Here is a 17,842-nt window from a genome sequence, read left to right as displayed (position 1 = left end):
CTACCAAGTACGTGACCATGAAGGACTCCTGATGCACCCAACCCTGGACTGTCAGGTCCTGGCAGTGACGCACGCACATCCGGGTATGAGCGGCACGACAACGGCAGTCGCGCTAGCACTGGAGGCCGCACGCGCCGGTCAGTCCGTGCTACTGATCGACCTCTCGCTCGATGGCGACGCCACCAGATGGCTCGGCGCTACCCCGTGGGAGAAGAGTAGGGACATCGGGTCGATCTTTGCCGACGGCTACCCCATCGGCTGGGCCCGTGAACTCGCCGTCCCCACACGACACAGTCCCAAACTCTGGGTAATCCCAGCCTCGGACAACCTCTCTCGAAAAGCACCACGAGCAACGGGCGGACACTTACGCATCGCCCTGACGACTGTTGACGACTTCGACGTCGTGATAATCGATTGTGGTCCCGGGCATACGGACGGACGACTGACGAGCGCACTGGTCGCAGCCACCGACCTCGTCGTGGTCAGCTCGGCGAGCGAGGAGAACCTCACCGAGGTAGCCCACGTCATCGAGACCCTCGACCGTTTTCGCCGTTCCGCAGCATCATGCGGGATCGACGAGACCACCTTGGTGCGGCTCCGCGGGATCGTGGTGGAAGACGACGGCGGTGCCACAGGGCGCCACCGGACGTCGCGAACGACCAACCCCGTGAGCAAAACCTGGCCGGAGCACGTGCTCACACCCGCCGTCCCGCCCGGGACGACCCCAGGCAAGGCACCGCAGACCGGCGAGCGGTCAAAAGACCAATGGGCCCCCGGCGGACAACTCTCGACGCTCTACGCACAGCTCGCGGCACAGGTGATCGACAGTCAGACACCCCTGATCCCACGTTCCGTGTGAGGAACATCCATCGGCTCGACCCAAAGGACATACCGGACGGAATGCGAGGCGCGGCGGGTGCGCTCGTCAGGGCGCCCAAGCGCAGCGGTCCGTCCACCATGGCTGGGTCGAAGCGGTAGGTGACGGCCTCACGTACGAGGGCTTCGAAACCGGCCGCGATCTGTTCCACCTGGGCCCTGAGGCCGGGGGTCTGCTTGACTGACCATCACGACGCCTCCGACCGCCAGCTCCATGAGCGTGCCGCTCGGACGCTGCAGAGCTCCGTCGGCACGCGAGTCTGGCGATTAGTTCGTAACCGCTGCGTCCATGCGCCGCTGAATCTCGGCGGCGCATGCTTCCAGAGTTTCTCGCGCTCGATTCACCAGCTTCAACTGCTCCTCAACGCCATCCAGCCTTCCCTGGATAATCTCGAGCACAGCCAAGAGGTCCGTTCTTTGAGGACTCGCGGCAAGTGAGGCGTTGATCGTAGCGATATCCCGTGTCGATAGCCCGATGGCCAGAGATTCCGCAATCTCGCGCACCACCTCGACCGCTCCCGAGGCATATTCGCGATAGCCGTTAGGACTCCTCGTGGACGACAGCAGTCCCTGCGATTCGTAGTACCGCAACTGATGGGGGTTGCATCCCGTCCGCGCACTCAACTCCCCGATCCTCATGCACACCTCCGCGTTGACTTCAACATGACCCTAACGTTGCAGGTGGCCGTCATGGAGGCCAACGATTCACCATCCGGACGAACCGTCAGCATTCAGGGGCTCGGCGGGCCACAGGAGCCGCGCTTGCGCGCATGTTCGATGCCGGCAACGACACGCGTCTGGACCTGAACTTTCTCGCGGCCCACGTCGCTGAGGCCTCCCGCATCCAGACTCAGGTCAGCGGATCACAGCCACAGCCAATGGCGCGGGCCAGTGCGCTAGGGCATCGCGGGGGATCCGACCTTCGACTCCTCATCCTGGTCGACGGGCTTCACCATCGCCGGGGTGAGGAAGCTTGCGATGACGACGAGGCCCAGGACGAGGAGCAGCGCCGATCGCAACCCGAGGTGATCGCCCAGGAATCCGAGAAGGGGCGGGGCGACAAGGGTGGCGAAGTAGCCGATCGAAGCGACGACCGAGACGCGTGCCGCGCCATCCGGGCCCGCGCCAGCGTTGGAGATGGCGATCGGGAACGTGAGGGCGGTTCCCAGTCCCCACAAGATGACGCCGGCAGCGGCCGCAGCTGGCACATCGGCGAGTGCTACGAGCGCGATCCCCGCCGCGGCGGTGAGAACGCTGACTCGTACGACGACGACCTGTCGGAACCGCTTGAGGAAGAACCCTGCGGAGAATCGGGCCACCACCATCGATGCCGCGAACGCGGCGTACGTCCCCGAGCCCATCGTCTCTGTGAACCCGTGCCCGTCGACCATGATCAGCGGAAGCCAGTCGTTGGCGGTTCCCTCTGAGAACGTCATGGAGAACACGACGAAACTCATCAGCCAGAGCGGGAGGTCGCGCAGCATCCGACCGTACGCGCCATGCGTACGACCTTCCCCGCGATCGGTGCCTCGACGGGTAGCACGCCCGATGCCCGAAGGGATCTGCGCGAGCGCGGGAGTCGTAGCGACGACGACAAGGGCTGCGATCGCGGCCAGATGGAAATACGGCGGAAACTCAACGGCGGTCAGCAGCATGCCGAGCAATGCGCCAACGACAAACCCGAGGCTCAGGAAGCCGTGCATGAGAGGGAGAGTGGGGCGCCCGACCTGCTTCTCGACGTCCGCCCCTTCCACGTTCATCGCGATCTCGATCCCGCCCATTGCGATCCCGAACACGGCGAGCGCGCCGGTGACGAGCGGAGTGGACGCGATCGCTGACCCGACCGCGACGAGCGACAGTCCCGCGACGATCAGGGCCATGCCGCTCATGAGCACTGAGCGCGTCCCCAGTCGCGCGACGAGCACTCCCGACAAGAGGATGCCGACCATCGCGCCACCGGAGAGACCGAGCAGGACCAAGCCCATCTCAGCCGTGGACGCCCCGAGGCTGTCTCGGATTGCTGGCGTTCGCGCGATCCAGGACGACATCGCGATCCCTGGGACGAAGAACATGACGGAGACCGCCAGATAGCGGCGGGCGATGGGGTTCACAGACCCTCTCAGGGGGGATCAACGAAAGACGTCTGACAGTACCGCACACTTGGTTGGTAAAGCCACCGTTCCGATCGGTCTAGCCAATGTACACTTGCGGCAGTCTGTCCTCGGCCCGAGGACGCGCCTCGCCACCGGCGCACCACAGCAGCGGAGGATGGCCACCATGGGATCAAGCAACAACGGCCGCGATCGGGAACGGACGCGACGCGCCATCCTCGACGTGGCGACGAAGCTGATCCACGACCGAGGTATCGGCGTCTCTCTGGATGTGATCGCCGCTGACGCGGGGATCTCAAAAAGTGGCCTCGTCCATCACTTTGCTGGTCGGGATGCGCTCGTCCGAGCGGTCGCCCTCGACGCCGTTGCACAGTTCCACGAGACGGTCAGCGCGAACGTCGACCTCGCGGAGAACCATCCCGGTAAGCTGCTTCGCGCGTACATCCGCACGGTGATGAGCGACACCGGGCCAACGGACATCAACTACCCCTGTCTCTGGGAGCAGCTGAGCCTGGCGGACGGGATCGCTGAGATCCTGCGCGGCCACATGGAGCAGTGGCGCGCAGATCTCGCACGTGACGGCTTACACCCCGATCGCATCACGGTGGTCTACTACGCCGCTGAAGGACTGAGCGCCAACGCCCATTGGGACAAAAGCATCTCCCGCGACGATCTCACTCGCGCACGGGACCTCCTCACGGCCATCACAAACGACAGCGGTCCGCTCGCGACAGCACGCTGAAGGCGGTGATCTCCTCCCCGGGCCACCTCTACGACGGGGCGTCCGCTGCCGGGAGATCACGGCGCAGCCGGAGCACGGGGGCCATAGCGCGCGCGTGGTCGCGCGAGAGGTCACGTCCGTTCTGATCGCTCGGTTGACCTTCAGACGATGTCAAGGTTGAGGATGGAGACATGACTACTGAACCAGCTTTCTCGCAGAACGTCACGGTGCTCGGGCTCGGAGCCATGGGTACAGCAATCGCATCGGCCTTCCTCGATGCGGGCCACCACACGACCGTCTGGAATCGCACCTCAGCGAAGGCAGACGGACTGGTCCAGAAGGGTGGCCTGAAGGCTGCCTCACTCGCAGACGCCGTCGGCGCCAGTCCCCTGATCGTCGTCTGCGTCTCCGACTACGCGGCGGTCGAAGGGCTCCTGGATTCGGTGGAAGACTTCGACCAGCGCACGCTGGTCAACGTCACGTCCGGAGGCGCCGCCGCCGCGCGCGAGCTCGAAGCGTGGGTTCAGCAACGAAATGGGCGGTACCTCGATGGGGCGATCCTCGCGATGACGTCCGAGATTGGGCCCGACCAGTCTGGAATGGTCCTCGTGAGTGGCGACGCCTCTTCGTGGACCGAGAACGAGAAGACCCTCGCCGCGCTCGGCGGCGGGCTGAAGTACCTGGGCTCAAACGTGGCGTTGGCGGGGCTCCATGATCTTGCTGGCCTGGCTGTTACGTGGAGCGTGCTGAACGCATTCATGCACGCTGCGGCGCTCTTCGAGTCTGTGGGAGAGAGTCCGAAGTCGATGGTGCCCCTGATCGAGGACACGCTCAAGAGCGCGGCGTCATGGCTACCTGGCTACGCCGACCAGATCGAGTCGGGCGACATCGCGCCTGACGGTGATATCGCTGGCACGCTGCAGGCCATGGAGAATCTTCTCGAGGAGAGCGTCGCCGCCGGCATCAACACCGACCTTCCGAAGTTCCTCAGGGGGCTGGCGGCGCAGGCCGTCGACGCCGGAGATGGCGGCAAGGGATATCCCGCGTTGATCCACCAGCTGCGGAAGCCGTCGGTCGCTGCCGCCCACTAGGTTTCGAGCCAGAAAACTCACACTCACGGGGCGGCACGCGACACGGTCCTCACCGCGCGCGGCAGCGGCCCACACGCCGAGCACTGCCGCTGAAGGATGGTTCACTGATCCCGTCCGGCGCCCTGTCGGTGCGCCGCACGCGTTCTGCTCGCGCGCGGCTTCGTGAGCGTCCGCGCGCCCGGCGTCCCGCAATAGGCGGCGCGCCGGGCGCGATCGGCTGCTGACCGTGCGCTCGGCGTCTGCGTGCGCGCGATCGCGTTCGATCGCGGCCTCACAGCTCTTCTCTCATGCGCTGCTCCGCTCGCCCGACCGTTCCCCGGCCATCGGCAAGGTTCAATGGTTCAATGGTTCAAGCGCACCATGCTGGGGCTTACGCCCGCCCCCTTCTCAACCGGGGGCGGCGAGAACCGGTCCCCTTTCCCGCTCTCCTCGGCCACTACGTCCCCCACGGCGGCCACACCGCACTCAAAGGCGCCTCGCCCGTCGGCCGTACACCCACCCTCCATCGGGTGTGCAACAACTCGTTCCGCCTGACCCCGGCTGGTGAGTCATTGCCGCGGACCTGTCAGCCGGGGTCCAGTCACGCTTCTCCGAGACGAGTTCGTCGAGGAGTTGCCAGACGTCTTCCGGAGGTGTGCGGGGCCCACTGGGTCGGCGTAGTGGCAGGACGTAGTGGTAGTCGATCGCCGCAAGCGCAGCGAGAAGGCCGGCAGCACTGTCGTCATTGCGTGCTGCGCGTTGCAGCCGCAACCTGGCGTACAGCCGCGGGTCGACGCTGTCTCGGATTCGCTGTCGGGATAAGCCTGCGAGCGTGAGCATGAGCCCCATTGCGTAGAAATGATGAGTGAGGCTCCACATTTCCTTCGCTACCGCATGCGCCCCGGCAGGATGCAAGAGGTCATCAAGTATCTCATCCACGACAAATGATCTCTGATCTGCGAGCAGGCGCTCCGGCGTGCCAAAAATACTCCGCAGTGCCCCAACGCGGACGCCCGTTATCGCGGCAATATTGGAGAAGGTGACGTTCTGCAGTCCTCCACTCTCGATCAGCTCGACCGTGGCATCAAGAATCGGGTAACCCGTGGGCCAGGCATCGCCGTCCTGCGCGGCGCGCGCCTCCGCGCCCCACCGAACCTGCCCGTGCAGGCCAGCGGCGCTGGCGATCAGTCCGAGCGCCTCCGCCGTAATCGGGGAGGATAGATCGATAAGCCTGGCGTGCGCAGCAAGTTGCAGCCCCACGACCGCTCGGTATGCGACTTCCTGATGCGCGTCCTCGGTCACACCTCCACACCACAGGCCCTCAAGCCGGCGTTGCAGCGCGCCGCGCGGTGAATTCGTCACAAGCAGTCCTCAGTAAATCTCTCTGGTGCCGTTAAGCGGTGATGGCTTCCTGGGCGTATACGCCGCGAGTGAGGGTGGTCAGTATTGCCTCGACGATCTGCTGGCGAGTCATCTCACCGCTATCGGCCGTTTCCCACCCGGCGTAGAGCAGTGCCCAGAAGGTGCGTCGCAGCCAGGGCCCGGACAGGTGAGGGTTCAGATTCAGATCGCGCCGGGCGAGCACACCGTCGATGCCCGACTCCATCGCGGTGAGCTCCGCGGCGGTGGAAGGGTCGGACCCGATCGCGGGGTCGGTGTAGATGAACATCAGGATCGAGCCGAGTTCCAAGTGCGCCTCGACGATCCGGCGCAGCGCGGCCTCGACTGGTCCAGTCTGCGGCTCTGCCCGTTCGATGGCTTGCATGCTCCGCTGAGCCACGTGGCGCACCACAGCCTTCACCAGGTCCGCACGCTCAGGGAAGTAGCGGTGCAAGGTAGTGCGGCCGACCGCGGCGGCCGCGGCGACATCGGCAAGTGATGCCTGAGCATCCCTACCCAGCACCACCACCGCGGCGTCAAGGATCGCCCCCCGTGTACGGGCCTTCGCTCCACTCTCTGTGTCCGCGGGCGCTGCCATAGCATGACGATACCAGGAGCTCCCGTTTCAGGCCACGCTAGTGCAGTTACGGAACAGCACTGTTCCGTTAAGGTAGACCCAGGATCGGGGTCCATCGAGCCGCGACGACTCCGCAGCAGCTCGACGTCGCACGCGGTGCGTCGCTTCCCCACTGCCCACGCCAAGGGCAGCTCGCTACGACGTGCACAAAGGAGAGGACTCCGTGAAGGCCCCAAGGCTCGGAGTTGCTAGGTTCGCTGCGCGAAACGTCCGCTTCGCCGCCACGATGCTCATCGTCCTCGCGCTCATGGTGCTCGGGTACAGCTGGCTTTTTCGTCACATGATGGCGTACGAAGGTCGCGAGTTCTCGTGGGCAACCAGCATCTACTGGACCCTCGTGACGATGTCGACACTGGGGTACGGCGACATCGTGTTCGAGTCGGAGGCCGGCCACATATTCTCGTCCGCAGTGGTCGTGACCGGCTCGATGTTCATCCTCGTGCTTCTGCCGTTCGTCTTTATCCAGTTCGTGTTCAGACCGTGGCTCAACCGGCGCGAGGCTGCGCGCGCACCGCGCCGGGTGAGCGAGTGGATCGAGGGGCACATCGTGCTCACGGGACTTGATTCAGTGACCGACGCGCTCATCCATCTGGCTGAGCACGAGGGAGCACCATACGTGTTGCTCGAGCCCGACCTTCAGAACGCGTTGCGGCTCCACGACAGCGGCTACCACGTGATGCTAGGGCAGCTTGACGACCCTCGGACCTACCGCAGAGCCCGCATCGACAAGGCGTCACTCGTCGTCACGACGCAATCGGACACCACCAATACGAACGTCGCTTTTACCGTTCGCGAGATCTCTCCCGAGATCTCTATCGTGGCCACCGCCAACGCCACCGCTTCAGTTCCGATCCTCGAGCTCGCGGGATGCTCCGAGGTCGTGCAGCTCGGCAAGACCTTGGGACGTGCCATGGTTCGCCGCGTTGTCGGCGTGGACAGCCGCGCGCACGTCATCGGTGAGTTCGGGGATCTGCGAATCGCCGAAGCGAATGTGTGTGGGACCGTGTTCGCGGGGAAAACACTGGCAGAAACCGACCTCAGCGACTGGCGCGGTCTCAACGTCATCGGGGTGCGGGACAAGGGCACCTTCTCCCTTGCCAGTCCAGACACTCGCCTCACTCCGCGCAGCATCCTCCTCCTGGCTGGCACTGAGGACCAGCTCGCCGGGTACGACGACGCCTTCGCCGGCGAAGCAACCGTGGACCGCCCGGTCCTCGTGATCGGCGGTGGACGCGTCGGGCGCGCAGCGGCCGATGCGCTCGAGGAAGCCGGAATCCGTGCGGTGATCGTGGAGAGCCGCGCGGAGCGAATCGTGCCCGGGCGAACGTATGTCGAGGGTGATGCGGCGATGTTCGAGGTGCTCGAGCGAGCCGGCTTAGGAGAAGCCGCGGCGGCGCTCGTGACCACCCATGAGGACGACGTCAATGTCTACCTCACGCTGTACCTGCGCCGATTGCGCCCTGACCTGCAAGTCATCGCGCGGGCGACGCGGGAACGCAACGTCTCCACCCTGCACCGCGCAGGGGCAGATGCCGTCCTCTCCTATGCCTCCATCGGGTCGGCCATGATCTGGAACACGCTCGGCTGGCGACCTCGGCTGGTGATCGCCGAGGGCGTGGAGGTCTTTCGCACCCCGACGCCGCGTGCCCTTCGTGGCCGGTCGCTCCGAGAGTCAGATGTCGCGCGGAAGACCGGGTGTCAGGTCGTGGCGATCGCCCGAGAAGGTCGCTTCGTCGTTCCAGATCCCACCGAGCCGCCGCCGCTTGACGCGGACCTTCTCGTCATCGGCGACGAAGCAGCCGAACAGCGTTTCGTGGAGCGCTACGGCAGTCGACGGCGCCGCTGGGGCTGGGCGTAGTTGAGGTCGCTTTTGGGGGCAAATGCCGCTAGGAACGACGCACTCAGCCGCGCGGCCGTCCTTCGCTCGAGGTCTCAGACAGGAGGTACCGGTAGACAGTGGCCCGCGAAACCCCCAGCGCCCGGGCTATCTCGGTTGGACTCTCGCCGTTCGCCCGCCTTGCCCGCGCGACGGCGAGCTTGTCACGGTCCATCACCCGAGGTCGCCCACCCGTGCGCCCCTGCGCTCGAGCGGCTCCCAGGCCCGCCATGGTGCGTTCTCGGATGAGGTCGCGCTCGAGCTCGGCGAAGGCGGCCATCATCGTGAAGAAGAACTTCCCCTCCCCCGCCGGGGCTGTACGTGCCAGCCAGCGTCCCCGTGAGGACGCGCAAACCGATACCGCGGTCACTGAGGTCGTCTGCGACCGTGAGGATGTCTTTAGTCGACCGGCCCAGGCGGTCGAGCTTCCACACGACCAGGGTGTCCGTGCCGTCGCGCATGTAATCCAGCGCCGCGGCGAGCCCTGGGCGATGGCTGGATCGGCTGCTGATCTTCTCCACGAAGATCCTGATGCAGCCGCCCGCCTGGAGGGCGTCGCGCTGCAGCTGGGCATCCTGGGCGTTGGTGGACACGCGGGCGAGGCGGACGAGGTGGTGCGTCATCCCGAAAGCGTCTCAGAAACGATCGCAGAACACCTGCGAGACACGGCCATTTTTGACACGAGGGGTGTGTGGCCTTGGCCGTTATGTGGCGGGGTTCTGTCGCCGCTTCGTGAGTTCCCTGATGATCGGGCGAATCGTCCCGTGGGTCGATCCCCAACTGACACAGCCTCGTTCGCACGCTTAGCGACTCCGGGCTGCGTAAAACCACTTCAGTCCTCGCTGTATAGTTCAGCGCATGCTGACCATTGCTTCTCGCCTGGACGTGATGAACCGGTTGGGCCGCGCGCTGGCCGACCCGACCAGGTCCCGGATCATCCTGACGCTGCTCGACCGGCCGGCCTACCCGGCAGAGCTGGCCCGCGATCTGGACCTCACACGCTCCAACGTGTCCAATCATCTGGCGTGCCTGCGCGACTGCGGCATCGTTGCTGCCGAACCCGAGGGCCGCAAGACGCGCTACGAGATCGCCGATCCCCACCTGACGCAGGCGCTGACCGCCCTGGTTGACGTCACCCTCGCGGTTGACGAGAACGCCCCGTGCATCGATCCTGCCTGCTCGGTGCACGGATGCGACGCAGCAGAGGCGGGCGCGTGATCCTGGCTGCGGTCCTGCAGGCAATCGGCCTGTTCATCGCGACCAACATCGACGACATCATCGTGCTCTCCTTGTTCTTCGCCCGCGGCGCGGGCCAACGCGGGACGACCACCCGCATCTTGGTCGGCCAGTACGTGGGGTTCGCCTGCATCCTCGGTGCCGCTGTGCTGGTGACTATCGGAGCCGGAGCATTCCTGCCCTCAGCAGCTATCCCGTACTTCGGGCTCATCCCCCTGGCCCTCGGTCTCTGGGCTGCATGGCAAGCCTGGCGCGGAGACGATGACGACGATGACGCCAAGGTCACGGGCACGAAGGTCAGCGCGTGGACCGTCGCAGGAGTCACCTTCGCCAACGGCGGAGACAACATCGGCGTCTATGTCCCCGTCTTCCTCAGCGTGGAACCCATCGCAGTGGTCGCCTACTGCCTCGTCTTCCTCGCGCTCGTCGCGGTCCTGGTCGTAGTCGCCAAGTTCGTTGCCACCCGGCCGCCGATCGCTGAAGTCCTCGAGCGCTGGGAACACATCCTGTTCCCCATCGTCCTGATCGGCCTCGGCATCGTCATCCTCGTCAGCGGAGGAGCGTTCGGTCTCTGACGGAGCCAAAGCGAACGAGAGAGGTCGCCAGGCTCGACGCTCCGGTATAGGGATCCCTGTGCGGGTTCATGCTGCGCAGCAGGAGAGTTTGGTGATGTCGGTGGTGAAGGTTTGGGCGGTGAGTTTGAGGCCTTCGGCCATGGTCAGGTAGGGGCTCCAGAGGTTGGCGACCTGGTCGGTGGTCATGCCGGCCTCGAGGATGTAGACGCCGGCGGCGGCGAGGTCACCGGCGTCCTGGGCGAGGGCGGTGATGCCGATGATGCGGCCGGTGTCGGCGTCGGTGACGATCTTGATGAGCCCGCGGGTGTCACGGTTGACGATGGCGCGCGGGACGTGCGCCAGGGGCAGGACGCGGCTGTCGCAGCGGATCCCGGCAGTGCGGGCCTGCTGGTCGGTCATTCCGACGGAGGCCAGGGCGGGGCTGGTGAACACGACCCGGGGCAGGTGGCGGTAGTCGACCTCCCGGCCGGCTCCGGTGAGGGCGTTGTCGGCGACCAGGGCGCCGTGGGCCGCGGCGACGTACACGAACTGCGGGTGGGCGGTGACGTCACCCGCGGCCCAGATCCGCGGGTTCGTGGTGCGCAGGTGGCTGTCGATGATGACCTCGCCGCGCTTGCCGGCGCGCACGCCGATGGTGTCGAGGCCGAGCGTGCCGGTGACCGGGCGGCGGCCGGTGGCAACGAGGAGCTCGGCCGCGCGGAGCTCGTGTGAGCCGTCGGCGGTGGTGGCGGTGACCGTGACCTCGCCGGTGGCCGGGTCGCGGCGCACCGCGGTGGGCACCGCGCCGCGGATGATCTCGATGCCTTCGTCGGCGAGGATTTCTTCCAGGGCGGTGGCGGCCTCGGGTTCCTCGTGGGAGGCCAGCCGTGAGCGGACGAGCATGGTGACCTGGGCACCGAGGCGGGAGAAGAGCTGGGCCTGCTCCATGGCGACGTAGCCGCCGCCGATGACCAGCAGCGACTCCGGGACGTGGTCCAGCTCCATCGCGGTCGTCGAGGTCAGATAACCGGCCTCCTGCAGGCCGGGGACCGGCGGCGCCCAGGGCGTGGAGCCGGTAGCGATGAGGTGGTGCGCGGCCCGGACGGTTTCCGCCGTGCCGTCCGGGCCGGTCACGCGGAGTGCCGGCTCAGTCGGTGTGCCGACGAAGGTGGCCTCGCCGGGGTGGAGGGCCCACCCGTACTCGGCGGCCAGGGCCGCGTACTTCTCGCTGCGCAGCGATCCGACGAGCTTGTCCTTGCCGGCGACCATGGCGGGCATGTCGACCGGTGGGGCGTCGGGGAGTGGCAGACCGGGGAACCGGGCGGCGTCGAGTGTGACGTGGCGGGCCTCGGCGGCCGCGAGCAGGGCTTTGGAGGGCACACACCCGGTGTTCACGCAGGTACCGCCGATGGTGCCGCGCTCGATCATCACCACCCGCTTGCCCAGGGTGGTGGCGCGGATCGCGGCCGCGAACGCCGCCCCACCGGACCCGATCACTGCCAGGTCATACGACCTGCCCTTGTCCGTTGCCGTCATAAGTCCTCCCTTGTTGCCGCGCCTCAGGACCAGGATCGACCTTCCAGTGCACTGGAAGGTCAAGGCAGAATGAGTGGCATGCGGATCGGTGAGGTGGCTCAGGCGTCGGGCACGACAGCTAAGACCCTGCGGTACTACGAGGACGTCGGACTCCTCCCCGACCCCGACCGCAGCCCGGCGGGGTACCGGGACTACGGCCCCGAGGTGCTCGACCGGCTGCACTTCATCCGCCGGGGCCAAGCCGCCGGGCTGACCCTGGCCCAGATCGGCCAGGTGCTGGCCATCCGAGACCGGGGCCAGGCCCCCTGCCAGCACGTCACCGACCTGCTCGACACCCGCCTCGCGGTCATCGACCGGCAGCTCGCCGAGCTCGCGCAGCTACGCACCACGATCGCCATCCTGCGCGAGCACGCCACCACCGGCGACCCGGCCACATGCTCCCCCGAGGACGTCTGCCGCTACCTGTGACCCGCGAAGGTCACCGGCCCGTGGCACCATCGCGACATGGCCGATGACACCCAGCAACGATGCTCGTGCTGCGGCCGCCAGCGGCCACGAAGGTCGCTCCACGCACTCGGGAGCGAACCGGCCTACATCTGCCGAAGGTGCGCGCTCTGGGTCGCCCTTCGCATCGCTCGCGACTGAACGACTCCGCCCGCAACGCGGGCACGCCGCCGGCCGCGGCGAACATCGTCGGATGGTGCGCGAAGGAACCAAAGGGCGCGAATGACGACCAATCATCACGCCGCCAGCGCGATCGCGGGCGCCCGTTGCCGCACTCCTCATCCGACGGTCTGAGCTCCACCGCCTGGCAGCGGTCCGAAGCCTGGAGAGGGCATCGGAGCCGGACGGGACCCCCTAACGCTCAGTGGTCCGCCCTCGCAGCGGTTGCGGTCGGTCCAGTTGTCCGTCCCGTAGGAGGAACCCGCCGCGGTCAGCCCGCAGGGAGCTCGTAGTCCTCCTCGAAGCGGAGGCCAGCCGCGTTCCGCAGGGGATGGTCGTCCGGTGAAGGTCGGGGCGTCCTGCCCTACCCGAGGTGACAGGCTCTTCCGCCGTCTGGGCGGCGACCATCCGCCTTTGCTACCGGGATCTCAGCGTTGGCCGGCAGCTAGAGCCCTGGTCCAGATGCTCGACGGCGGGGTGAGCGGTTCGACGCTGGGCTCCCGGAAGGCCTGGAGCATGTACTCCCCGAACCTCTTCCAGGCGAGGGGTGCGATGCGTTGAGTGCCGCGCAGCAGGCCTCGGGTGGCGTGCTGGAGCATCAAGAGGTCGCTGTGGTGGAAGTCCTCGCGGACAGCGCCGGCGTTCCGGGCTCGCTCCACCAGTTGCACTGAGGCCTCGAGGGCGCGGGTCAGCTCGGCGCGGAAGAGTTCGGTACCGCGGCTGGAGGAGAGTAGGACGTCGCTGAAGGCGGCGTCTTTGGCCTGCTGCTCGAGGATGAACATGACGTAGTCGCGGAAGGCCTCCCACGGCTGGTCCTCCGCGTGCTGCGCGAACTGCTCCGTCCGTTCGGCGTAGCGGCGCATCTTCTCCTCGAGCACCACGCCCATGAGCTCCTCGACCGAGGAGAACCGTCGGTAGATCGTTCCCACCCCGACGCCGGCGACGTCGGCGATGTGCTCGAGTGTGACGTCGCTGCCCTCCTGGGCGAGCACTGATCCCGCAGCGCAGATGATCGCCTGACGGTTGCGCTCGGCGTCCGCTCGCAAGGGTCGCTTCTCGGTGCTCATGTACCCCATCCTACCGATCTGGAATAGACGCTCCGGTTCTGTGGTTCACTAGACCAATGGAAAGCGGAGCACCGGCTCCACTTCAACCGGCAAGAGTGAGGAAGACACAGACATGAAGGTTGTGGCACTGCGCGCATTCGACTCGGAGCCCGAAGTCACTGAGGTAGAGGCGCCGCACCCCGGCGTCGGTGAGGTGCGGGTGCGCGTGCACGCCGCGTCGGTGAACGGCTTCGACCTGTCGGTCGCCAAGGGGATGCTGCAGGGGATGATGGAGCACCGCTTCCCGGTGGTGCTCGGCAAGGACTTTGCGGGGGTCGTCGATGAGGTCGGCGAGGGCGTCGAGAGCTACTCCGTGGGCGACCGCGTGTTCGGCGTCGTGACCAAGGACTTCCTCGGCGACGGCTCGTTCGGTGAGTACGTGACCGTGCCGACCGCCGTCGGGATCGCGAAGCTGCCGGAGTCGATCGGCTTCGCCGAGGGCGCCGGCCTCGGCCTGGCCGGGACCGCCGCCGTGACGGCCTTCGACGGCGCCGGCGTGCGCGAGGGCGACACGGTGCTCGTCGTGGGCGCCACGGGCGGCGTCGGGCAGCAGGCGCTGCAGCTCGCCGCCCGCACCGGGGCGACGGTCATCGCCACCGCGCACACCGAGGCGGAGAAGGCGGTCGTCACGAAGCTCGGCGCCGTGCACACCGTGGACCACACCGAGGACGTCGCTGCGCAGGTCCGTGGCATCGTGCCCGACGGCGTCGACGTGGTGCTCCACTTCGCCGGCTCGCCCGAGCCCCTGGTCGCCGCCGCCAAGGCGGAGGCGGCGTTCGCCTCGACGATGCTGCGCAGCCCGGCCGACGTCCCCTCCGAGACGCTGCGCGTCATCTCCGTCTACGCCCACCCTGCGCCCGAGACTCTCGAGCGCCTCGCCAGCCACCAGGCCGAGGGCCGCACCGCCGTCACCGTCCAGGAGACGTTCGGCCTGGAGGACGTCGAGGCGGCGTTCGCCCGGTTCGCCGAGGGCACCCTCGGCAAGCTCATCATCTCGATCGCCTGACGACCCAGGCCCCATCGCGCGGCCCCGCCTGCACCCGTGCACGACGTGGGGCCGCGCGGCGCCCCCGGAAGGACTTCCCATGGAACTCGGTGTCTTCTCCCTGAGCGACATCTCTCCCGACTCCCCCGACACGGCCGCCAGCCGTATCGACGACATCGTCGAGTACGGCGTCCTGGCCGAGCGTCACGGCCTGGACGTGTACGGCATCGGTGAGCACCACACCCGCCAGTTCGCCGTCTCCTCCCCGGCGGTCGTGCACGCTGCGATCGCCCGCGCGACCCGGCGCATCCGGCTCACCACCACGGCGAGCGTCCTGAGCGTGCTCGACCCGGTGCGCGTCTACCAGGACTTCGCGACCCTGGACCTTGTCAGCCACGGCCGCGCGGAGCTCATCGCCGGGCGCAGCGCGTTCGCTGAACCGTTCGCCTTGTTCGGGGAGGACATCTCTCAGCTCGACGACCTGTTCGCCGAGAAGCTCGACCTGCTGCTGCGGCTGCGCGAGCAGAAACCCGTCACCTGGCAGGGGCGCTTCCGCGCACCGCTGCACGAGGCCCACGTCAACCCGCCCACACACGGGGACCTGCCGGTGTGGGTCGCCGTCGGCGGCACGCCCTCCAGCGCGCTGCGCGCCGGCCGGCTCGGCCTGCCGATGACACTCGGCCTCATCGGCGGCACGCTCGACCACGCCAAGCGCCTGGTCGACCTCTACCGGGCGGCCGGCCGCGAGGCCGGCCACCCCGAGGAGAAGCTCACCGTGGGCATCACCAGCCACTTCTACGTCGGGGAGTCCCAGGAGCAGGCCCTGGAGGAGCTCTACCCCTACTACCACCGGTACCTGTCGCCCGAGACGAACGGCGGGCGCGGCTTCTACGTCGACCGCCCGAGCATGAACGCCCTGGCCGCCCGCCGCGGCGCACTCATGGTCGGCGGGCCGCGGGAGGTCGCCGAGAAGATCCTCGACCTGCAGGCCGTGCTGGGAGCCGACCGGTTCCTCGGTCAGGTCGACCTCGGCGGCATGCCCACCCAGATGGTCCGCGACTCCATCCAGCGCTTCGGCGAGGACGTCGCCCCCGCCGTACGCCACGTCTTGGCGACCTCACGAGAGAAGAGCCCTGCATGAATGTCACCGTCTTCGGTGCCACCGGCGTCATCGGCCAGCTGACCGTAGCCGAGCTGCTCCAGCGCGGCCACACCGTCACCGCCTACGCGCGCAACCCCAGCAAGGTCCCCACCTCCTGGGGCGAGCGTGTGCGCGTCGTCGTCGGCGAGATGTCCGACGCCGCTGCGATCGACTCCGCCGTCGCCAGCGCCGACGCCGTCGTCTCCACCCTCGGCCCCAGCATGGACCGTAAGGCCGTCGGCACCCCGTTGGTCGCGGGCACGCGCCACATCCTCGACGCCATGCACCGCCACGGCGTCCGGCGCTACATCGGGCAAGCCACCCCCGCCGTGCTTGACCCGCACGAGACGCCAACACTGGTCACGCGCCTGGTCGCGTTCATGCCGCGCACCTTCATGCCCCGCGCCTACGAGGAAATCCGCGGCATGACCGACCCCGTCAAGGCCTCCGACCTCGACTGGACCATCGTGCGGTTCATCCGCCCGACGAACGACCCCAAGAAGGGCGCCCTGCGCGCCGGGTTCTTCGGCACCGACAAGCTCGGGTTCGCCGTCACCCGCGCCGACATCGCCGCCTTCACCGCGGCCCAGGTCGAGGACCGGACCTACGTCCGCCGCGCCCCCGCCATCAGCAACTGACCCTCACCACCGCCGCGACCCACACCAACGAAGGACGTCATGTTCATCGCCCTCGTCATCCTCACCGCCCTCCTCGCCCTCGTGGCGCTCAACTCCGCCGTGATGAAGCTCCGCAAGAACGGGCAGGTCGTCTCCACAATCGGCGGCACCGTCGGTGTCCCCGAGCGCTACTTCCCCGTCCTGGCCGCTCTGGAGATCGCCGGCGCGATCGGCGTCGTCGCTGGCCTGTGGATCGAACCGCTGGGCATCGCCGCCGCCGCCGGCCTGACCGCCTACTTCATCGGCGCCGTCATCGGCCACCTCCGGGTCGGCGACACCAAGGGCGTGACGATGCCGCTCGTGCCGCTCGCCCTCTCCGTCGCAACCCTCGTGCTGCGCATCGTCACCGCCTGAACACCTCGAGACAAAGGAAGAACTCCCATGACCATCGCGATCATCGGCGCCACCGGACAGCTCGGCGCCCTCACCATCGACGCCCTCCTCGAGCGCGGCGTCCCCGCCGGCGACATCCTCGCCCTCGGCCGCAACCCCGAGCGCCTCGCCGCCCTCGAGGCCCTTGGCGTGCGCTCCGCACCCCTCGACCTCGACGGCCCCGACGCTGTCGCCACCACCGCCGCCCAGCTCGACGGCGTCGACAAGCTCCTCCTGATCTCGGTCGGCATGCCCGGCCAGGCGCTCGCCCCGCGCGGCGTCGCGATCGAGGCCGCCCGCAAGGCCGGCGTCAGCCACCTGATCTACACCTCCGCGCTCGAAGCCCCCACGACCGTCCTGGGCCTGGCCGCAGAGCACAAGGCCACCGAGGAGCTCGTCACCGCCACCGGTATCCCGGCTACCTTCCTGCGCAACGGCTGGTACACCGAGAACCATCAGCAGGACTTCGCCGCCGCACGGGACCGCGGCGTCATCGCCAACAGCGTCGGCGAGGGACGCCTCGCGACCGCACCCCGTAAGGACTACGCCGAAGCCGCCGCCGTCGTGCTCACCACCCCCGGCCATGAAAGCCGCGCCTACGAGCTGTCCGGCGACGTCGCATGGAGCTATGCCGACTTCGCTGCCACCGCGCAGGAGGTCCTCGGGTCCCCCGTGCGCTACGAGGCGCTCACCCCCGCCCAGGAGCTCGAGCAGCTGCAGGCATTCGGCCTCGACGAGGGCACGGCCGGCTTCATGGTCGCGCTCAACGGCAACATGCGAGACGGCGCCCTCGCACCGACCCACGGTGACCTCGCCCGCCTCATCGGTCACCCGACCGAGCCGCTCGACGTCACCATGCGCACCTGGGTCTGACCCGAGTCGCCGACCGGGGAGGGGCCAC

At 67.6% G+C, this 17,842-nt stretch carries 20 protein-coding genes; 12 read left to right on the top strand and 8 right to left on the bottom strand.

Annotated features, from left to right (window positions below):
* The first annotated feature begins 31 nt into the window (after positions 1-31).
* A complete protein-coding gene (locus ACWPXV_RS01025) occupies positions 32-859 on the top strand; it encodes a ParA family protein (protein WP_454083470.1) in 828 nt (275 codons plus the stop codon).
* 284 nt (positions 860-1,143) lie between these two features.
* Here the strand turns inward: ACWPXV_RS01025 and ACWPXV_RS01020 are convergent, their stop codons facing one another.
* Both ACWPXV_RS01020 and ACWPXV_RS01015 read right to left on the bottom strand, forming a co-directional pair.
* Positions 1,144-1,515, bottom strand: coding sequence for a MerR family transcriptional regulator (locus tag ACWPXV_RS01020; RefSeq protein ID WP_454083469.1), 372 nt, complete (start codon positions 1,513-1,515; stop codon positions 1,144-1,146).
* 257 nt (positions 1,516-1,772) lie between these two features.
* Positions 1,773-2,987, bottom strand: a complete 1,215-nt coding sequence (locus ACWPXV_RS01015) for an MFS transporter (RefSeq protein WP_454083468.1) — start codon at positions 2,985-2,987, stop codon at positions 1,773-1,775.
* A gap of 166 nt (positions 2,988-3,153) precedes the next feature.
* Here ACWPXV_RS01015 and ACWPXV_RS01010 point away from each other — a divergent pair, with 166 nt between their 5' ends.
* Both ACWPXV_RS01010 and ACWPXV_RS01005 read left to right on the top strand, forming a co-directional pair.
* Positions 3,154-3,729 carry a TetR/AcrR family transcriptional regulator gene (locus ACWPXV_RS01010; protein WP_454083467.1) on the top strand — a complete coding sequence of 192 codons (576 nt, stop codon included), beginning with the start codon at positions 3,154-3,156 and terminating at the stop codon, positions 3,727-3,729.
* 170 nt (positions 3,730-3,899) lie between these two features.
* The gene (locus ACWPXV_RS01005; protein ID WP_454083466.1) at positions 3,900-4,799 is read left to right on the top strand and encodes an NAD(P)-dependent oxidoreductase; all 900 of its coding nucleotides are present in this window, start codon (positions 3,900-3,902) and stop codon (positions 4,797-4,799) included.
* A 465-nt stretch (positions 4,800-5,264) separates the two neighbouring features.
* Here the strand turns inward: ACWPXV_RS01005 and ACWPXV_RS01000 are convergent, their stop codons facing one another.
* Both ACWPXV_RS01000 and ACWPXV_RS00995 read right to left on the bottom strand, forming a co-directional pair.
* On the bottom strand, positions 5,265-6,080 hold the full coding sequence (locus ACWPXV_RS01000; protein ID WP_454083465.1) for a hypothetical protein: 816 nt from the start codon (positions 6,078-6,080) through the stop codon (positions 5,265-5,267).
* Positions 6,081-6,171: 91 nt separating this feature from the next.
* Complete coding sequence (locus ACWPXV_RS00995; RefSeq protein WP_454083464.1) at positions 6,172-6,756, bottom strand: TetR/AcrR family transcriptional regulator; 585 nt, start codon at positions 6,754-6,756, stop codon at positions 6,172-6,174.
* A 265-nt stretch (positions 6,757-7,021) separates the two neighbouring features.
* Here ACWPXV_RS00995 and ACWPXV_RS00990 point away from each other — a divergent pair, with 265 nt between their 5' ends.
* Positions 7,022-8,653: a potassium channel family protein gene (locus ACWPXV_RS00990; RefSeq protein WP_454083463.1), complete on the top strand. Its 1,632-nt coding sequence runs from the start codon at positions 7,022-7,024 to the stop codon at positions 8,651-8,653.
* 43 nt (positions 8,654-8,696) lie between these two features.
* On the opposite strand, the gene ACWPXV_RS00985 is transcribed toward ACWPXV_RS00990, so the two are convergent.
* Both ACWPXV_RS00985 and ACWPXV_RS00980 read right to left on the bottom strand, forming a co-directional pair.
* Positions 8,697-8,951 (bottom strand): recombinase family protein, encoded by a 255-nt coding sequence (locus ACWPXV_RS00985; protein WP_454083462.1) that lies wholly within the window; start codon positions 8,949-8,951, stop codon positions 8,697-8,699.
* Positions 8,836-9,294, bottom strand: coding sequence for a recombinase family protein (locus ACWPXV_RS00980; RefSeq protein WP_454083461.1), 459 nt, complete (start codon positions 9,292-9,294; stop codon positions 8,836-8,838). The genes ACWPXV_RS00985 and ACWPXV_RS00980 overlap by 116 nt, the downstream gene beginning before the upstream one ends.
* A 235-nt stretch (positions 9,295-9,529) precedes the next feature.
* Here ACWPXV_RS00980 and cmtR point away from each other — a divergent pair, with 235 nt between their 5' ends.
* Together cmtR and ACWPXV_RS00970 are read left to right on the top strand one after the other, a co-directional pair.
* The gene (cmtR, locus tag ACWPXV_RS00975; protein WP_028708027.1) at positions 9,530-9,889 is read left to right on the top strand and encodes a Cd(II)/Pb(II)-sensing metalloregulatory transcriptional regulator CmtR; all 360 of its coding nucleotides are present in this window, start codon (positions 9,530-9,532) and stop codon (positions 9,887-9,889) included.
* Positions 9,886-10,482 (top strand): cadmium resistance transporter, encoded by a 597-nt coding sequence (locus ACWPXV_RS00970; RefSeq protein ID WP_030153505.1) that lies wholly within the window; start codon positions 9,886-9,888, stop codon positions 10,480-10,482. Before cmtR ends, ACWPXV_RS00970 begins: the two co-directional genes overlap by 4 nt.
* Before the next feature lie 66 nt (positions 10,483-10,548).
* Here the strand turns inward: ACWPXV_RS00970 and merA are convergent, their stop codons facing one another.
* Positions 10,549-11,997, bottom strand: a complete 1,449-nt coding sequence (gene merA / locus ACWPXV_RS00965) for a mercury(II) reductase (RefSeq protein WP_030153508.1) — start codon at positions 11,995-11,997, stop codon at positions 10,549-10,551.
* 78 nt (positions 11,998-12,075) lie between these two features.
* Here merA and ACWPXV_RS00960 point away from each other — a divergent pair, with 78 nt between their 5' ends.
* Entirely contained in the window at positions 12,076-12,465 is a 390-nt protein-coding gene (locus tag ACWPXV_RS00960; RefSeq protein ID WP_028708020.1) for a heavy metal-responsive transcriptional regulator, read from the top strand.
* Positions 12,466-13,088: 623 nt separating this feature from the next.
* Here ACWPXV_RS00960 and ACWPXV_RS00955 read toward each other — a convergent pair.
* Positions 13,089-13,727 (bottom strand): TetR/AcrR family transcriptional regulator, encoded by a 639-nt coding sequence (locus ACWPXV_RS00955; RefSeq protein WP_454083460.1) that lies wholly within the window; start codon positions 13,725-13,727, stop codon positions 13,089-13,091.
* Positions 13,728-13,839: 112 nt separating this feature from the next.
* Here ACWPXV_RS00955 and ACWPXV_RS00950 point away from each other — a divergent pair, with 112 nt between their 5' ends.
* From ACWPXV_RS00950 to ACWPXV_RS00930, 5 genes are all read left to right on the top strand, one after another.
* The gene (locus ACWPXV_RS00950; protein WP_454083459.1) at positions 13,840-14,772 is read left to right on the top strand and encodes an NADP-dependent oxidoreductase; all 933 of its coding nucleotides are present in this window, start codon (positions 13,840-13,842) and stop codon (positions 14,770-14,772) included.
* A gap of 79 nt (positions 14,773-14,851) precedes the next feature.
* Positions 14,852-15,892, top strand: coding sequence for an LLM class flavin-dependent oxidoreductase (locus tag ACWPXV_RS00945; RefSeq protein ID WP_454083458.1), 1,041 nt, complete (start codon positions 14,852-14,854; stop codon positions 15,890-15,892).
* Positions 15,889-16,530 carry an NAD(P)-dependent oxidoreductase gene (locus tag ACWPXV_RS00940; protein WP_454083457.1) on the top strand — a complete coding sequence of 214 codons (642 nt, stop codon included), beginning with the start codon at positions 15,889-15,891 and terminating at the stop codon, positions 16,528-16,530. The genes ACWPXV_RS00945 and ACWPXV_RS00940 overlap by 4 nt, the downstream gene beginning before the upstream one ends.
* Positions 16,531-16,569: 39 nt before the next feature.
* A complete protein-coding gene (locus ACWPXV_RS00935) occupies positions 16,570-16,923 on the top strand; it encodes a DoxX family protein (protein WP_454083456.1) in 354 nt (117 codons plus the stop codon).
* A gap of 27 nt (positions 16,924-16,950) precedes the next feature.
* A complete protein-coding gene (locus ACWPXV_RS00930) occupies positions 16,951-17,814 on the top strand; it encodes an NAD(P)H-binding protein (RefSeq protein ID WP_454083455.1) in 864 nt (287 codons plus the stop codon).
* The last annotated feature ends 28 nt before the right edge of the window (positions 17,815-17,842 follow it).

The organism is Georgenia sp. Marseille-Q6866 (genome assembly GCF_965111665.1).
This window is presented reverse-complemented; position numbering and strand designations above follow the sequence as displayed.

Excerpts from the sequence above, each read along its gene's own strand:
- ACWPXV_RS01010 (WP_454083467.1), top strand. The coding sequence starts at position 3,154 with ATGGGATCAAGCAACAACGGCCGCGATCGGGAACGGACGCGACGCGCC.
- ACWPXV_RS01005 (WP_454083466.1), top strand. The coding sequence starts at position 3,900 with ATGACTACTGAACCAGCTTTCTCGCAGAACGTCACGGTGCTCGGGCTC.
- ACWPXV_RS00945 (WP_454083458.1), top strand. The coding sequence starts at position 14,852 with ATGGAACTCGGTGTCTTCTCCCTGAGCGACATCTCTCCCGACTCCCCC.
- cmtR (WP_028708027.1), top strand. The coding sequence starts at position 9,530 with ATGCTGACCATTGCTTCTCGCCTGGACGTGATGAACCGGTTGGGCCGC.
- ACWPXV_RS00955 (WP_454083460.1), bottom strand. The coding sequence starts at position 13,727 with ATGAGCACCGAGAAGCGACCCTTGCGAGCGGACGCCGAGCGCAACCGT.
- ACWPXV_RS00990 (WP_454083463.1), top strand. The coding sequence starts at position 7,022 with ATGCTCATCGTCCTCGCGCTCATGGTGCTCGGGTACAGCTGGCTTTTT.
- ACWPXV_RS00935 (WP_454083456.1), top strand. The coding sequence starts at position 16,570 with ATGTTCATCGCCCTCGTCATCCTCACCGCCCTCCTCGCCCTCGTGGCG.
- ACWPXV_RS00995 (WP_454083464.1), bottom strand. The coding sequence starts at position 6,756 with ATGGCAGCGCCCGCGGACACAGAGAGTGGAGCGAAGGCCCGTACACGG.
- ACWPXV_RS00930 (WP_454083455.1), top strand. The coding sequence starts at position 16,951 with ATGACCATCGCGATCATCGGCGCCACCGGACAGCTCGGCGCCCTCACC.
- merA (WP_030153508.1), bottom strand. The coding sequence starts at position 11,997 with ATGACGGCAACGGACAAGGGCAGGTCGTATGACCTGGCAGTGATCGGG.
- ACWPXV_RS00980 (WP_454083461.1), bottom strand. The coding sequence starts at position 9,294 with ATGACGCACCACCTCGTCCGCCTCGCCCGCGTGTCCACCAACGCCCAG.
- ACWPXV_RS01025 (WP_454083470.1), top strand. The coding sequence starts at position 32 with ATGCACCCAACCCTGGACTGTCAGGTCCTGGCAGTGACGCACGCACAT.
- ACWPXV_RS00940 (WP_454083457.1), top strand. The coding sequence starts at position 15,889 with ATGAATGTCACCGTCTTCGGTGCCACCGGCGTCATCGGCCAGCTGACC.
- ACWPXV_RS00960 (WP_028708020.1), top strand. The coding sequence starts at position 12,076 with ATGCGGATCGGTGAGGTGGCTCAGGCGTCGGGCACGACAGCTAAGACC.
- ACWPXV_RS00985 (WP_454083462.1), bottom strand. The coding sequence starts at position 8,951 with ATGGCCGCCTTCGCCGAGCTCGAGCGCGACCTCATCCGAGAACGCACC.
- ACWPXV_RS00950 (WP_454083459.1), top strand. The coding sequence starts at position 13,840 with ATGAAGGTTGTGGCACTGCGCGCATTCGACTCGGAGCCCGAAGTCACT.
- ACWPXV_RS01020 (WP_454083469.1), bottom strand. The coding sequence starts at position 1,515 with ATGAGGATCGGGGAGTTGAGTGCGCGGACGGGATGCAACCCCCATCAG.